At 66.2% G+C, this 13,284-nt stretch carries 12 protein-coding genes; 5 read left to right on the plus strand and 7 right to left on the minus strand.

Annotated elements, in window-relative coordinates:
* The first annotated feature begins 2 nt into the window (after positions 1-2).
* Complete coding sequence (locus L286_RS42495; RefSeq protein ID WP_007689329.1) at positions 3-965, plus strand: MlaD family protein; 963 nt, start codon at positions 3-5, stop codon at positions 963-965.
* A gap of 7 nt (positions 966-972) precedes the next feature.
* Complete coding sequence (locus tag L286_RS42500; protein ID WP_020817447.1) at positions 973-1,581, plus strand: ABC-type transport auxiliary lipoprotein family protein; 609 nt, start codon at positions 973-975, stop codon at positions 1,579-1,581.
* 84 nt (positions 1,582-1,665) lie between these two features.
* Here L286_RS42500 and pepN read toward each other — a convergent pair whose 3' ends face one another.
* From pepN to L286_RS42535, 7 genes are all read right to left on the minus strand, one after another.
* Positions 1,666-4,263 (minus strand): aminopeptidase N, encoded by a 2,598-nt coding sequence (gene pepN / locus L286_RS42505; protein WP_020817446.1) that lies wholly within the window; start codon positions 4,261-4,263, stop codon positions 1,666-1,668.
* A 150-nt stretch (positions 4,264-4,413) separates the two neighbouring features.
* Positions 4,414-5,316: a ParB/RepB/Spo0J family partition protein gene (locus L286_RS42510; RefSeq protein WP_115288574.1), complete on the minus strand. Its 903-nt coding sequence runs from the start codon at positions 5,314-5,316 to the stop codon at positions 4,414-4,416.
* 14 nt (positions 5,317-5,330) lie between these two features.
* Entirely contained in the window at positions 5,331-6,113 is a 783-nt protein-coding gene (locus tag L286_RS42515; RefSeq protein WP_007689321.1) for a ParA family protein, read from the minus strand.
* Complete coding sequence (rsmG, locus tag L286_RS42520) at positions 6,110-6,751, minus strand: 16S rRNA (guanine(527)-N(7))-methyltransferase RsmG (protein WP_020817445.1); 642 nt, start codon at positions 6,749-6,751, stop codon at positions 6,110-6,112. The genes L286_RS42515 and rsmG overlap by 4 nt, the downstream gene beginning before the upstream one ends.
* The gene (gene mnmG / locus L286_RS42525) at positions 6,748-8,598 is read right to left on the minus strand and encodes a tRNA uridine-5-carboxymethylaminomethyl(34) synthesis enzyme MnmG (protein WP_020817444.1); all 1,851 of its coding nucleotides are present in this window, start codon (positions 8,596-8,598) and stop codon (positions 6,748-6,750) included. The genes rsmG and mnmG overlap by 4 nt, the downstream gene beginning before the upstream one ends.
* Before the next feature lie 58 nt (positions 8,599-8,656).
* Positions 8,657-9,940, minus strand: a complete 1,284-nt coding sequence (gene mnmE, locus L286_RS42530) for a tRNA uridine-5-carboxymethylaminomethyl(34) synthesis GTPase MnmE (protein WP_020817443.1) — start codon at positions 9,938-9,940, stop codon at positions 8,657-8,659.
* Positions 9,941-9,961: 21 nt separating this feature from the next.
* Positions 9,962-10,222, minus strand: a complete 261-nt coding sequence (locus L286_RS42535; protein WP_007689313.1) for a DUF6489 family protein — start codon at positions 10,220-10,222, stop codon at positions 9,962-9,964.
* 158 nt (positions 10,223-10,380) lie between these two features.
* Here L286_RS42535 and L286_RS42540 point away from each other — a divergent pair, with 158 nt between their 5' ends.
* The 3 genes from L286_RS42540 (at position 10,381) to L286_RS42550 (ending at position 13,205) form a co-directional block, all read left to right on the plus strand.
* Complete coding sequence (locus tag L286_RS42540) at positions 10,381-11,079, plus strand: dienelactone hydrolase family protein (RefSeq protein ID WP_031293531.1); 699 nt, start codon at positions 10,381-10,383, stop codon at positions 11,077-11,079.
* Between the two features lie 14 nt (positions 11,080-11,093).
* Entirely contained in the window at positions 11,094-12,062 is a 969-nt protein-coding gene (locus L286_RS42545; protein WP_021223906.1) for a quinone oxidoreductase family protein, read from the plus strand.
* A 123-nt stretch (positions 12,063-12,185) separates the two neighbouring features.
* The gene (locus tag L286_RS42550; RefSeq protein WP_025160610.1) at positions 12,186-13,205 is read left to right on the plus strand and encodes a phytanoyl-CoA dioxygenase family protein; all 1,020 of its coding nucleotides are present in this window, start codon (positions 12,186-12,188) and stop codon (positions 13,203-13,205) included.
* The last annotated feature ends 79 nt before the right edge of the window (positions 13,206-13,284 follow it).

The raw sequence follows: 13,284 nt of genomic DNA on the forward strand, positions 1-13,284 counted from the left end.
CTATGGAAACCCGCTCCAACCATGTGCTGGTGGGCACGGTCACGCTGCTTTTGCTGGCGGCGATCATGATCGCGGCTTTCTGGTTCTCGCGCCTCTCCCAGGGCGACAATATGGAATATGACATCTTCTTCAAACAGTCGGTCAACGGCCTGGCCAAGGGGTCCAGCGTCAACTATTCCGGCGTCCCTTCCGGCCAGGTGGAGAAGATCGAGCTTTGGAAGCGCGATCCCAGCTTCGTGAAGGTGCGCATTTCGGTGAAGGAGGGCACGCCCGTCCTGCAGGGGACCACGGCGACCATTGCCGGGGTGGGCTTTACCGGCGTGTCGGAAATCGTGCTGGACGGCGCGGTCAAGGGCGCGCCGCCGATCGTCTGCCCGGCGGAAAACCCCCTCGCCTCCTGCCCCGACGGCGTGCCGGTGATCCCGACCAAGCCGGGGGCGCTGGGCGAATTGCTGAACAACGCGCCGCAACTGCTGGAGCGGCTGTCGACGCTGACCGAGCGGCTCACCGAATTGCTGAACGACAAGAATCAGCAGTCGATTGCGGGCATATTGGCCAATGTGGAGCGGATTTCCGGCTCGCTGGCCGACCGCAGCCCGGAAATCGCCGCGACGCTGGCTGAAGCGCGCATCGCCGTGCAGCGCACCGGCATCGCCGCCGAGCAGATCGGCAAGCTGGCCGCCTCCACCGACGCCATGGTGAATGATGAGGGCCGCCCGCTGCTGGCCGACCTGCGCAAGAGCATCCAGTCGGCGACGCGCAGCATCGACACGCTCGACAAGACCATTGCGGAGGCGCAGCCGGGCGTTCGCGCCTTCAGCAACCAGACCATGCCGGAGGTCAACCAGCTGGTCCGCGACCTGCGCGAAATGTCGCGATCCTTCCGGGGCGTGGCGGAAAAACTCGACCAGCAGGGCGCGGGGTCCATCGTCGGATCGCCCAAGCTGCCCGATTACAAGCGATAAGAGGGACATGATGATGTTTCACGGGAAACTGGGTCTGGCGGCCGTCGGCGCGATGATGCTGGCGGGCTGCGTGTCCTTCGGCGGCAAGCCGCCGGAGCGTCTCCTGTCGTTGAACGCCGCGCAGAAGGTCGCGCCGGGCACGTTGCGCAGCGCCTCCTCCGGCGCCTCCATCACCGTGGCCGATCCCGAAGCGCCCAAGATGCTGGACACGGTTCGGGTGCCGGTGATCACATCGCCCACCTCGGTCGCCTATGTGACGAAGGTGCAATGGGCCGACACGCCGCGCCACCTTTTCCAGAAGCTGCTGGCGGAGACCATCGCCGCCACCAGCAACCGCATCGTGCTGGATCCGGGGCAATATTCGGCCGACGCCGGGCAGCGGCTGATGGGCGAACTGGTCGATTTCGGCGTGGATGAAGCGAGCAACAGCGCGGTCGTGACCTATGACGCGATGCTCGCCGGGCCGGGCGGCACGGCGATCGCCAAGCAGCGCTTTACCGCCAGCGCGCCGATTGGCGGGAAGATCGACGCCAACAGCGTCGGCGCGCCGCTGAATGCCGCCGCGAACAAGGTGGCGGCGGATGTCGCGGCATGGCTGGCGTCTTCGGGGCGGTAATAACCCTGCCGTGCTCCTGCGAAGGCAGGAGCCCAGTTCAGACGGCGGGCCTAGGCTCCTGCCTTCGCAGGAGCACGGTAGAAGTCACTCCAGGCTCTTGCTGACCTGCTCCGTCACGTCCTTCGACAGGCCCGGTTCAAGCAGGATGCGCTGCAACTCCGCCCGCATCATCGCGGCGCGGGCTTCATCAAAGCGTCTCCAGCGTCCCAGCGGCGGCACCAGCCGGGCGGCGGTCTGGGGGTTGAGCTTGTCGAGCGCGACGATGCAGTCGGCCACCAGCCGATAGCCCTTGCCGGACTTGTGGTGGAAGGCCCATTGGTTGCCCGCGAAGGCGCCATAAAGCGCCCTCACCCGGTTGGGATTGGCCAGGGTGAAATCCTTGTGCCTGCCCAGTTCCTCGACCAGGTCGACCGTGTCGGGGTGGAAGGCGAAGGCCTGGGTCTGGAACCATTTGTCCAGCGTCAGCGCGTCGTCGCGATAGCGGTTGTAGAAGATGTCGAGCGCCGCCTCCCGCTCCGCGCTGGCGCCGTTGGCCAGGGTCGCGAGCGCGGCCTGACGCTCGGTCATATTGTCCGCTTCGCTGAACTGGCCGAAGGCGACGGTCGCGCCATCGGCGGCGCCTGACGCGGCGAGATAGAGCAAGGCGGTGTTGCGCAGCTTGCGCGCGCCCTTGGCGGCGGGCGACAGGGCGAAGGCGTTGGCCTTCGTCTTGCCGTGGATGTCGCGCCACAGCGGCTCCAGTTCCGCGCCGATCCGTCGTTGCAGCGCGTCGCGGGCGGCGTGGATCGCGTCGGGATCGACCACCGCCATCTGGTCGCCCAGATAGGCTTCGCTCGGCAGACGGATCGCTTCGGCGATGAAGGCCGGGTCGAGCAGCGGATTGGTGACCGTGTTACGGATGGCGGCGACCACCGCATCCTCATCGACCGCCTGCCCGCCGATGCGGCCGACCAGCACATTGACCATGAGTTGCTGCATCGCCTCATAACGGGCGAAGGGATCGTCGTCATGGGCGGACAGGAAGGAGAGATCCGTCTGGCTGCGGTTGGTTTCGACGATCACCGGCGCGGAAAAGCCGCGGTTGATCGACAGGATCGGCGCGGTCGGCCAGCCCGCGAAGGTGACGCTTTGGCGCGCCTCCGTCAGCATCAGCAGTTCGTCGCCGCGATGCTGGCCAGTTTCGGGGTCGAACAGGGCGGTGCGCAGCGGGATGGCCATGGGCCGCTTTTCCGGCTGGCCGGGGGTCGGCGGGACCGACTGTTCCAGCAGCAGGGTCACGCTCTGGGTAGCGGGATCGTGGCTCAGCAGCGCCCGGACATGGGGGGTGCCCGCCTGCTCATACCAGAGGCGGAACTGGGCGAGGTCGATCTCGCCTCCGTCTTCCATGGCGCGGACGAAATCCTCGCAGGTGGCGGCCTCCCCGTCATGCAGGTCGAAATAGAGGTCGGTCCCGGCGCGGAAACGTTCCGGGCCGAGCATCAGGGCCATCATCCGGATCAGCTCCGCGCCCTTGTTATAGATGGTGGCGGTGTAGAAGTTGCTGATTTCCATATAGGATTCGGGCCGAACAGGATGGGCGAGCGGGCCGCTGTCCTCCTGGAACTGGGCGGCGCGCAGGATGCGGACGTCCTCGATCCGCTTGACGGCGTGCGATCCCATGTCGGCGGAGAAATTCTGGTCGCGGAAGACGGTGAAGCCTTCCTTCAGGCTGAGCTGGAACCAGTCCCGGCAGGTGACGCGGTTGCCTGACCAGTTGTGGAAATATTCATGCGCCACCACGCCTTCGACGCCGTCATAGTCGATGTCGGTCGCGGTTTCCGGGTCCGCCAATATGTAGCGCGAATTGAAGATGTTGAGGCCCTTATTCTCCATCGCGCCGAAGTTGAAGTCGGCGACGGCGACGATGTTGAACACGTCCAGATCATATTCCCGGCCATAGACCCGCTCGTCCCAGGCCATGCTGTTCTTGAGCGCCTGCATGGCGTGGGCGGTGCGGGGCAGGTCGGCTTCCCTCACCCATATGCCCAGTTGCACTTCGCGCCCGCTCATCGTGACGAAGCGGTCGGCGTTGCAGGCCAGGTCGCCCGCGACAAGCGCGAACAGGTAGCAGGGCTTGGGAAAGGGATCGTTCCAGCGCGCCCAATGCCGCCCGTCGGGCAGGTCTCCTTGCTCGACAGGATCGCCATTGGCGAGCAGCACCGGATAGAGCGCCTTGTCCGCCGTCATGCGCACGGAATAGCGCGACAGCACATCGGGCCGGTCGGGGAAGAAGGTGATCCGCCGGAAACCCTCCGCCTCGCATTGGGTGCAGAGCAGGCCGCCGCTGGCATAAAGCCCCATCAGCTTACTGTTCCCCTGGGGCGCGATTTCCACGAACGTTTCAACCATATGCGCGGAGTTTGAAAGCGCGATCGTCAGCGTTCCGCCGTCCAGCGACCATTGGTCGGCCGCGAGAACCGCGCCGTCGACCCTGATCTCAAGCGGCAGGAGGCCGTCGCCGTCCAGCCTCAACGGCCGGTCATGGTCGCCGTTGCGCGTGACCGATAATGTCGCATGGACGCGGGTGGCGGCGGCGTCGAGGGCGAAATCCAGCACGATGTCGGGAACCAGCCAGTCGGGCGGCCGATAATCCTGGCGGCGGACGATGTGGGGCATGGTGAGAGAGGAGGAATTGTCTGCCATCTGCGCAGGCTAGAGCATGATCCGCCTCGATTGAAGCGGATCATGTTCCTATCTTCTTTTTGTTTTTCCTATTTTCCAGGCGCCGGTCGATTTCGCCCCGGCTCGAAAGCATTTCCGTACGTGAAGTCGAAAATGCCTGGGCCTGTCGGTTCAGATGCGTTCCCCGGAAAGGCGCTGGCACAGCATATCGAGTTGGTCCAGCGTGGAATAATGCAAAGACAGGGTGCCGTTGCCGCCCTGCGCATAGTCGATGTCGACCTTCACGCCCAATATGTCGGCCAGATGCTGTTCCAGCGCGGCGATGTCGGGATCATCGTCCCTGGCGGCGGCGGGGCGCTTGCGGCCGGGGGCGCCATCGCCCTTCTTGGCGCGGCGGACGAGTTGTTCCGTATCGCGCACCGACAGGCCCTTGGCTTCGACGGTTCGGGCGAGATTTTCGCAATCCGGCGCGCCGATGAGGGCGCGGGCATGGCCCATGCTGAGCTTTTGTTCGATCACCTGCCGTTGAACGGGCGCGGGAAGATCGAGAAGGCGCATCAGGTTCGCCACATGGCTGCGCGACTTGCCGACCAGCCGGGCCAGCGCCTCCTGGCTGTGCTGGAACTCCGCGATCAGCTTGCGATAGGCCTCCGCCTCCTCGATCGGATTGAGGTCTTCGCGCTGGATATTCTCGATCAGCGCGATTTCCAGCGTTTCCGCCTCGTCGAAATCCCTGACGATGGCGGGGATGCGGTGAAGCTGCGCGCGCTGCGCCGCCCGCCACCGGCGTTCTCCCGCGACGATCTGGAACCCGCCGCCATGGGGACGGACGATGATCGGCTGGATCACTCCGCGCTTGCCGATGCTGTCGGCCAGTTCCTGCAACGCGCCCTCGTCGAAGTGGCGGCGGGGCTGTTCGGGATGAGGCTGGATCAGCGCGACTTCGATGCTCTGGATCGCCTTGGTGGACGGCGGGGCGGCGGCGGTGGGCGCGACCGGCTCCTCCCGCGCCACATCGCCGAGCAGCGCCGACAGGCCCCGGCCAAGGCCATGGGGGCGCTTGGCCGATTTCATGACGTTTTCGTTATTCAAGCAGCAACCTCCTGCCGGGGCAGGCGCGCGATCAGTTCACGCGCCAGACGCATATAGGCTTCCGATCCCGAGCAGCGGAAATCGTAGATAAGGGCCGGCACGCCATGGCTGGGCGCTTCGGACAGGCGCACATTGCGCGGAATGACCGTGGAAAAGACCAGATCGCCCAGGCAAGCCCGCACATCGTCGGCCACCTGGTCGGTCAGGCGATTGCGCCGGTCATACATGGTGAGCGCCACGCCCATGATGGAAAGGCCGGGATTGAAGCGGCCGCGAATGCGCTCCACCGTCTGGAGCAGTTGCGACAACCCCTCCAGCGCGAAAAATTCGCATTGCAGCGGCACCAGCAAGGATTGCGCCGCAACCATCGCGTTGATCGTCAACAGGCCGAGCGAGGGCGGGCAGTCGATCAGGCAAATGTCCCAGCGGCCGGGCTGGGCCTCCGCCAGCACGCGCTCCAGCCGGTGGGTGCGTTCCTCATATTCGATCAGTTCGATCTCCGCCCCGGAAAGATCCTGGGTCGCAGGGACGATGTCGAGCTTGGGCACCCGCGTGCTGATGATCGCATCTTCCAGCGCGCAATTGCCGACCAGCAGGTCATAGCTGGATTGTTCGCGGTCGGACTGGTTGACGCCCAGGCCGGTCGAGGCGTTGCCCTGGGGATCGAGATCGACCAGCAGGACGCGAAGCCCGGTGGCGGCCAACCCCGTGGCCAGATTGATGGCAGTGGTGGTTTTTCCGACGCCGCCCTTTTGATTGGCGATGGCAATACGGATCATCCTCGGCCCTTCCTCCTGACGGATCGAACCGCCTGCGCGACGATGATGGCGCTGTCGGCATCGGTCACGCTGCGTTCCACGTGGAACGCACCTTGCCATGATCGAGTCGCCGCCTCCAGTTCATTCTGCGCATTTCGTCCTTTTGGCAGCACCCAGATGGTCTTTTCATCGGCCAGATGCTCGGCCGATTCGAGCAACTTGGGCAATGGGGCATAGGCGCGGGCGCTGATCACGGCCGCAGCGGCGGCCGGCACGCTCTCCACGCGTCCGCCGAAGACCGCTGCATTGGGCAAGCCCAGTTCGGTGATGACGTCGTTCAGGAAGTCGATACGCTTGCGCCGCGATTCCACCATCTCGACAGGACGCTGGGTGAGAATCGCGACCACGATGCCGGGCAGGCCGGCGCCCGATCCCAGATCGATCCATTTCCCGTCCCCCGCATTGTCGGCGAGCGGGATCAGCTGGGCGCTATCGACGATGTGCCGCGCCCAGATATGCGGGCGGGTGGATTCCGCGATGAGATTTTGTCGTTCCATCTCATCCAGGATCACGGCGACATAGCGCTCCAGCCGGTCCCATGTTCCACGTGGAACATCGAACCGGGTTTGCAGCCATAGCCGTGCATCTTCCTCCGTCACGCGGCGCGGCGCCTTATATGGACGAGAAGGGCGGCCAGCGCCGCCGGCGTTATGCCGCGAATGCGACCCGCTGCGGCGAGCGTATCGGGACGCGCCAGAGTGAGCCGCTCGACCATTTCGGTCGACAGCCCCCCAATGTCGGCAAAATCGAAATCCGCTGGAATGACGACGCGCTCATTGCGGCGCATTTCCGCGATCTCCGCCTCCTGCCGTTCCAGATAGGGCGCGTAATGCGCATCCTCCAGCAGTTCCTCGCGCAGGTCGCGCGATATGCGGGACAATGTCGGCGCAAATTCGCATAGCAGCGAACGCCCGACTTCCGGAAAACGCGCCCATTCGAACAGCGAGCGGCGCGCGCCGTCCTGCCGGACCGGCGCGCCCGACCTGGCCATTTCCGTGGCGGAGAAGGTGCGGCTCAATTCCTCCTCGACCGCTGCCCGCTCGTCATGGCGGCTGGCGTAATAAGCGGCGCGTTCCTCGCCCAGAACGCCATGCTCGAAGCCGACCCCCGCCAATCGGGTGCCGGCATTGTCGGCCCGCAGCCTCAGCCGATATTCGGCCCGCGCCGTCAGCATGCGATAGGGCTCGGTCACGCCCTGCAGGACCAGGTCGTCGATCATCACGCCGATATAGCTGCTGGCGCGATCCAGGATGAGCGGCCCTTCCCCCCTCGCCCTGGCGGCGGCGTTGATCCCGGCCAGCAGGCCCTGCGCCGCCGCTTCCTCATAGCCTGTGGTGCCGTTGATCTGCCCGGCGCAGAAAAGGCCGGGGATGGCCTGAACCTCCAGGGTCGCGTCCAGCGCTCGCGGATCGATATGATCATATTCCACGGCATAGCCCGGCACCCGAATGTCGGCCTTTTCCAGCCCGGCCATGGATCGGACCATGGCCAGTTGGACATCGGCCGGAAGCGAAGTGCTGATGCCGTTGGGATAGACCAGATGGTCGTCCAGCCCTTCGGGTTCCAGGAATATCTGATGTCCGTCCCGATCCCCGAAGCGGATCACCTTATCCTCTATGGAGGGGCAATAGCGCGGCCCGCGGCCCTCAATGGCTCCGCTGAACAAGGGCGAACGCCCCAGCCCTTCCCGAATGATGGCATGGGTCCGGTCATTGGTGCGGGTGATGGCGCAACTGAGTTGCGGCAATCGGCGACCGGGCGACAGGGCTGACATGGTCCAGCCTTCCGCGTCCGAAGGTTGCGCCTCCAGTGCGGCCCAGTCGATGGTGCGGCCATCGATCCTGGGCGGAGTCCCCGTCTTGAGCCGGCCCATGGGCAGGTCGAGGGCACGAAGCTGAACACCGAGCGCGGTCGCGGCCCTCTCGCTGATGCGGCCGCCCGTCAGCGTCTCCTCGCCGCGGAACAGCTTGCCGCCTAGGAACGTGCCGGTCGCCAGCACGACCGAGGGCGCATGAAGCCTGCGGCCATCAGCCAGGCTGAGGCCAGCGACAGCCCCTTCCGCCAGCAGCAGCCCGACGGCTTCTCCCTCGACAATTTCAAGACCGGATTGGGCATCCAGCAGGCGGTGGATCTCGGCGCGATAGCGCTTGCGATCCGCCTGCACGCGCGGCCCCTGGACCGCCGCGCCCTTGCTGCTGTTCAGCATGCGATAATGGATGGCGGCGGCGTCGGCGGCGCGGGCGATCAGGCCGTCCAGCGCGTCCACTTCGCGCACCAGATGGCCCTTGCCCAACCCGCCAATGGCCGGATTGCAGGACATGGCGCCGACCGTCGCCCTTTCGAAGGTCAACAGCGCGACCGCCGCGCCCTTGCGCGCTGCTGCGCCAGCCGCTTCGCAGCCTGCATGGCCGCCGCCGACCACGATCACGTCATAGCTTGTCCGCATGCGCGCCCCTTAACAGAAGTCAGGCGGTCGGGTCAAAACTGTTCCACGTGGAACATCGCTATTTTCCGATGCAGAATCCGGCGAACAGCCGGTCCAGCATGTCTTCCGTGCCGGCTCGCCCCGTCAGCAGGTCAATCGCATGGCGAGCCTGCCGCAACTCTTCGGCGACGATCAGCAAATCGTCCGAACCCTGCGCGGAAGTCAGATGCGCATGCAGCCGGGCCGCGCCTTCGCGCTGCCGCTGGTGCAGGGCATAGTCGCCTTCTCCCGGCAGGAGCATGGCCGCGCGGTCGAGCAGCATGGAGGCGAGACGATCCATCCCCTCCCCCGTCACGGCGGAAAGGGGCAGGCCGGGTCGGTCGGCTTTCGCGTGGCGATCGCACTGGGCAGCGATCACTATCGCATCTTCCCGTGGCGCTTCATCCGCCGGGCCGAGCCAGAGGATGATGTCCGCTGCCTCCAGCGCACCGCGTGCCCTGTCGATGCCGATCGCCTCTATGGCATCGTCCGTTTCACCGCGCAGGCCCGCCGTGTCCGTAAAAAGAAAGGCGGTGCCGCCCAGCGCGGCGGGCACCTCGATCCGATCGCGGGTGGTCCCCGCCACGTCCGAGACGATGGCCGCATCACGCCCCACAAGCCGGTTGAGCAGCGTCGATTTGCCCGCATTGGGCGGCCCCGCCAGGACCACGCGAACGCCGTCCCTCAGCCGCTCCGCCGATGACGAGGCGAGCACGGCGCGGACATCCTCCGCCAAAATGCGAACGCCCTGCCCGATCCGCGTTTCTATGCCGTGGTCCGGCACGTCATCCTCATCGGAAAAATCGAGCGCCGCCTCGGTCATAGCGGACAGGTCCAGCAATGTCCGCAGCCATTGCTCCACCCTTTGCGAAAAATGACCCTCCGCCATCAGCAGGGCCGCCCGGCGCTGCTGCTGCGTCTCGGCCGCCAGCAGGTCCGACAGGCCCTCCACGGCATTCAGGTCCATGCGGCCATTGGCGAAGGCGCGCCGCGTGAATTCCCCCGCCTCGGCCCGGCGCAGTCCTTCCAGGGAAGCCAGCGCCTGCTCGACCGCGGCGATGACGGCGCGCCCGCCATGGCAGTGCAGTTCCGCCAGGTCTTCGCCGGTCGCCGTGTCGGGGCCGGGAAACCACAGGACCAGCGCCCGGTCCAGCAACGCGCCGTCACGCGGATCGCGCAATGAGGACAGTCGCGCGCGTCTGGCCGGCGGCAGGCTTCCGGCCAGCGCCAGCAGCGCCTGCCCCGCCGCCGGTCCGCTGATCCGCACGACGGCGATGCCGGCGGGAGGCGCGCCGCTCGACAAGGCAAAGATGGTCTCCGTCACGGCGCGTCGTCGCGAAGGGGATCAGCCTGGATTCTTGTCGCCATTCTTGCCCGGCATCCCCGCCAGGCCGATGTCCATCATCTGTTTGAACAGGCGCATCCCGGCATCGCCCAGGGGAGAAAAACTCCTGAACAGCGTTTCCATCTGCTCGACATTGGCGACGCCGTCGAAGCTGTCGAGCATCGTTTTCACATATTTGTCGTGAATGGGGGTGACATCCGGCAGCCCCAGGAAAGCCCGGGCCTCCGCAGGAGTGCAGTCGACGTCCACGCTTACCTTCATAACCTGCTACCCTTTGCTGCGCCCTCGCTTTACAACGCCTCATGCCGCAACAAGGGCAACCAAGGCAAATTTTTTGACGGCTGGCATGGTTGCGCTCGGCCCCGCAAGCGCCATTATGCCGTTCCCTGGACATGACGCGATTTGAGAAGGACTTTCCCATGGCAGCATTCACATCCATCCCCACGCTGGAGGGCGATGCCCGCTTCGATGTCTATGTCGCCCGGCCGGAGGGCGCGCCCAAGGCCGCGATCGTCGTGATCCAGGAAATCTTCGGCGTGAACGAGGGCATCCGCCGCAAATGCGATAGCTGGGCGGCGGCCGGCTATCTGGCCATGGCGCCCGATCTGTTCTGGCGCGAAAAGCCGCATGTCGAACTCGACGCCGACATAGGCGAGGAGCTTCAGGCGGCCTTCGGCCATATGCAGAAATTCAATCAGGATCAGGGCATTCGCGACATAGAGGCCACGATAAAGGCCGCCCGGGCCGAATTGGGGCAAGGCGGCAAGGTCGGCCTGGTCGGATATTGCCTGGGCGGGCGGCTGGCGTTCATGTCGGCCTGCCGCACCGACGGCGATGCCTTCGTGGCCTATTATGGCGTCGGCATCGACGGCCTGCTGAACGAGCAGCATGCCATCGGCAAGCCGGTGCTGCTGCATGTCCCCACCGCCGACGGCTTTGTCCCGCCCGACGTGCAGCGCAGGATGCATGAAGGGCTGAAGGACAATCGCCATGTCACGCTGCACGATTATGAGGGGCTGGACCATGGCTTCGCGGCCGAAATGGGGGCGCGCCGCAATGAGGCGGCGGCGCAGCTTGCCGACGGCCGGACCGCGGATTTCTTCGCGGCCCATCTCTGAACGGGGACAACGGCATGACGCAGGCATGGCGGATGGTGGCCCGCAGCCATGGCGGGCCGGAGGTGATCGCGCGGGAAGGGTTCGACCCCGGCCTGCCGGGTGAAGGCGAATTGCTGATCGCGCAGGATGCCGTCGGGCTGAATTTCATCGACACCTATTATCGCAGCGGCCTCTATCCCGCGCCGCTGCCGACGCCGCTGGGCGCCGAGGGCGCCGGCCATGTCGCCGCCGTGGGTCCGGGCGTCGCCGGCTTTGCGGTGGGCGACAAGGTGGGCTGTGCGGTCGGGCTGGGCGCCTATGCCACGCATCGTCTGGTGCGCGCCGACCAGGCGGTGAGGATTCCGGATGCCGTCACGACGCAGGATGCGGCGGCCATGATGCTGAAGGGCATGACCGCCTGCTATCTGGCGGAGGACATCGTCACCCTGGAGGCCGGGCAGTTCGCGCTGGTCCATGCCGCCGCCGGCGGCGTGGGTTCCGTGCTGGTGCCGTGGCTGCGCGACAAGGGCGTGATCGTGATCGCCCATTGCGGATCGGCGGAAAAGGCGGCGAAGGTGGACGCCGAACATAGCCTGCACGGCGGCTTCGACAGCCTGGCCTCCGCCGTGCGGGAGATCACCGGGGGCCGCGGCGTCGACGTCGTCTATGACGGCGTGGGCAAGGATAGCTGGAGCGCGTCGCTGGCCTCGCTCAGGCGGCGCGGCCTGATGGTCAGCTACGGCAATGCCTCCGGCGCGGTGCCGCCGATCAGCCTGCTGGAACTCAGCCGGGGCGGGTCGCTCTACGTCACCCGCCCGACATTGTTCGACTATATCGCCACTCCCGAAGAGTTGGCGCGAACCGCCGAAAGGCTGTTCGACCGCATGGCGCGGGGCGTGGCGAGGACCGTCGTCGGCCAACGATTTCCACTGGCCGACGCGGCGGAGGCGCACCGCGCGCTGGAGGCCCGGCAAACCACGGGAAGCACGCTGCTGATCCCCTGACGGCGGCGGGCAGGGCGGGAACTGGATGGCAGAGCATGGCGCATTGCTGGAAACGCATTGTTTTCCAAGGGGAATGGCATATTCCGCTCGACCGGGGCCGACCGGAATGGCAAGGCGCCGTCGATGAACGCCCTTGCGCCCCTGCTCGCGCCTCTCTGGTTCGCCCAGCTATTCACCGGCGCCAAATCCTTCGTCGACAATCCGCTGATCGGTTCGACGCGGCTCAACGCGCTGGGGCTGCATGCGGGGCGGGTGCGGGCGGCGCAGGCGCTGGCGGCGGCGCGGCGCAGGCGGCTGGCCGACGGCGTCGATCCGGAACATCGGGCGATTTTCGACCGGGACGGTGTCGTCGAAATCCGGGATTTCCTGCCCGCCGCGACCTTTAGCGCCTTGCAGGAACAGCTTTTCAGCTATCGCGGACCTGCGCGGGAGATGGTTCAGGGCGATACGATCACCCGCCGCCTCGCGATGGACCCCGCCGCGCGCCGGGCGATCCCGGCCTTTGAGGATTTTCGCCGCGATCCCCGCTGGCAGGGTCTGGCCCGCTATGTGTCGGGTTTCGACATAGAGCCGCTGCTCTATGTCCAGTCGATCCTGCCGCGCCGTCGCGATGCCGCGCCCGATCCCCAGCTCGCATTTCATGCCGACACCTTTTATCCCGCGATGAAGGCCTGGCTGTTTCTGGAGGATGTGCCCGTCGAAACCGGGCCCTTCGCCTATGTGAAGGGCTCGCACCGCTTGACGCCGCAGCGGCTGGCCTGGGAAAAGCAACGCAGCCTGGGCGCGCGGGACGGCGATTGCCGCCTTTCGGCGCGGGGATCGCTGCGGATCGACGTCAGCGAACTGACGGGGCTGGGCCTGCCGCAACCGAGCGTCTTTGCCGTGCCCGCCAATACGCTGCTGATCGCCGACACGTTCGGCTTCCATGCCCGCAGTCCGGCCAGCGCGCCCGCCACCAGGGTGGAGATCTGGGCCTATGGACGCCGCAACCCGTTCCGTCCGATCAAGGGATGGGATGTCTGGAGCCTTCCCGGCATAGCCGAGCGGCGCATCCCGTTGCGCTGGTGGCTGGGCGACAGGGCGGGCGGCTGGATCAGGCAGCCATGGCTGCCGGTCGGCGTCAAGGGTGCGGCGGACGGGTGATCCTGGCAAGGGCGGCACTGGGTTCCTGCCTGCGCAGGAACACCGATGCGCAATCCCTCCGGAATTTGTCCTGGCGAGG

Origin of the sequence: Sphingobium sp. HDIP04 (assembly GCF_000445085.1) — a bacterium.
In the GTDB taxonomy this organism is placed as follows: Bacteria; Pseudomonadota; Alphaproteobacteria; order Sphingomonadales; family Sphingomonadaceae; genus Sphingobium; species Sphingobium indicum.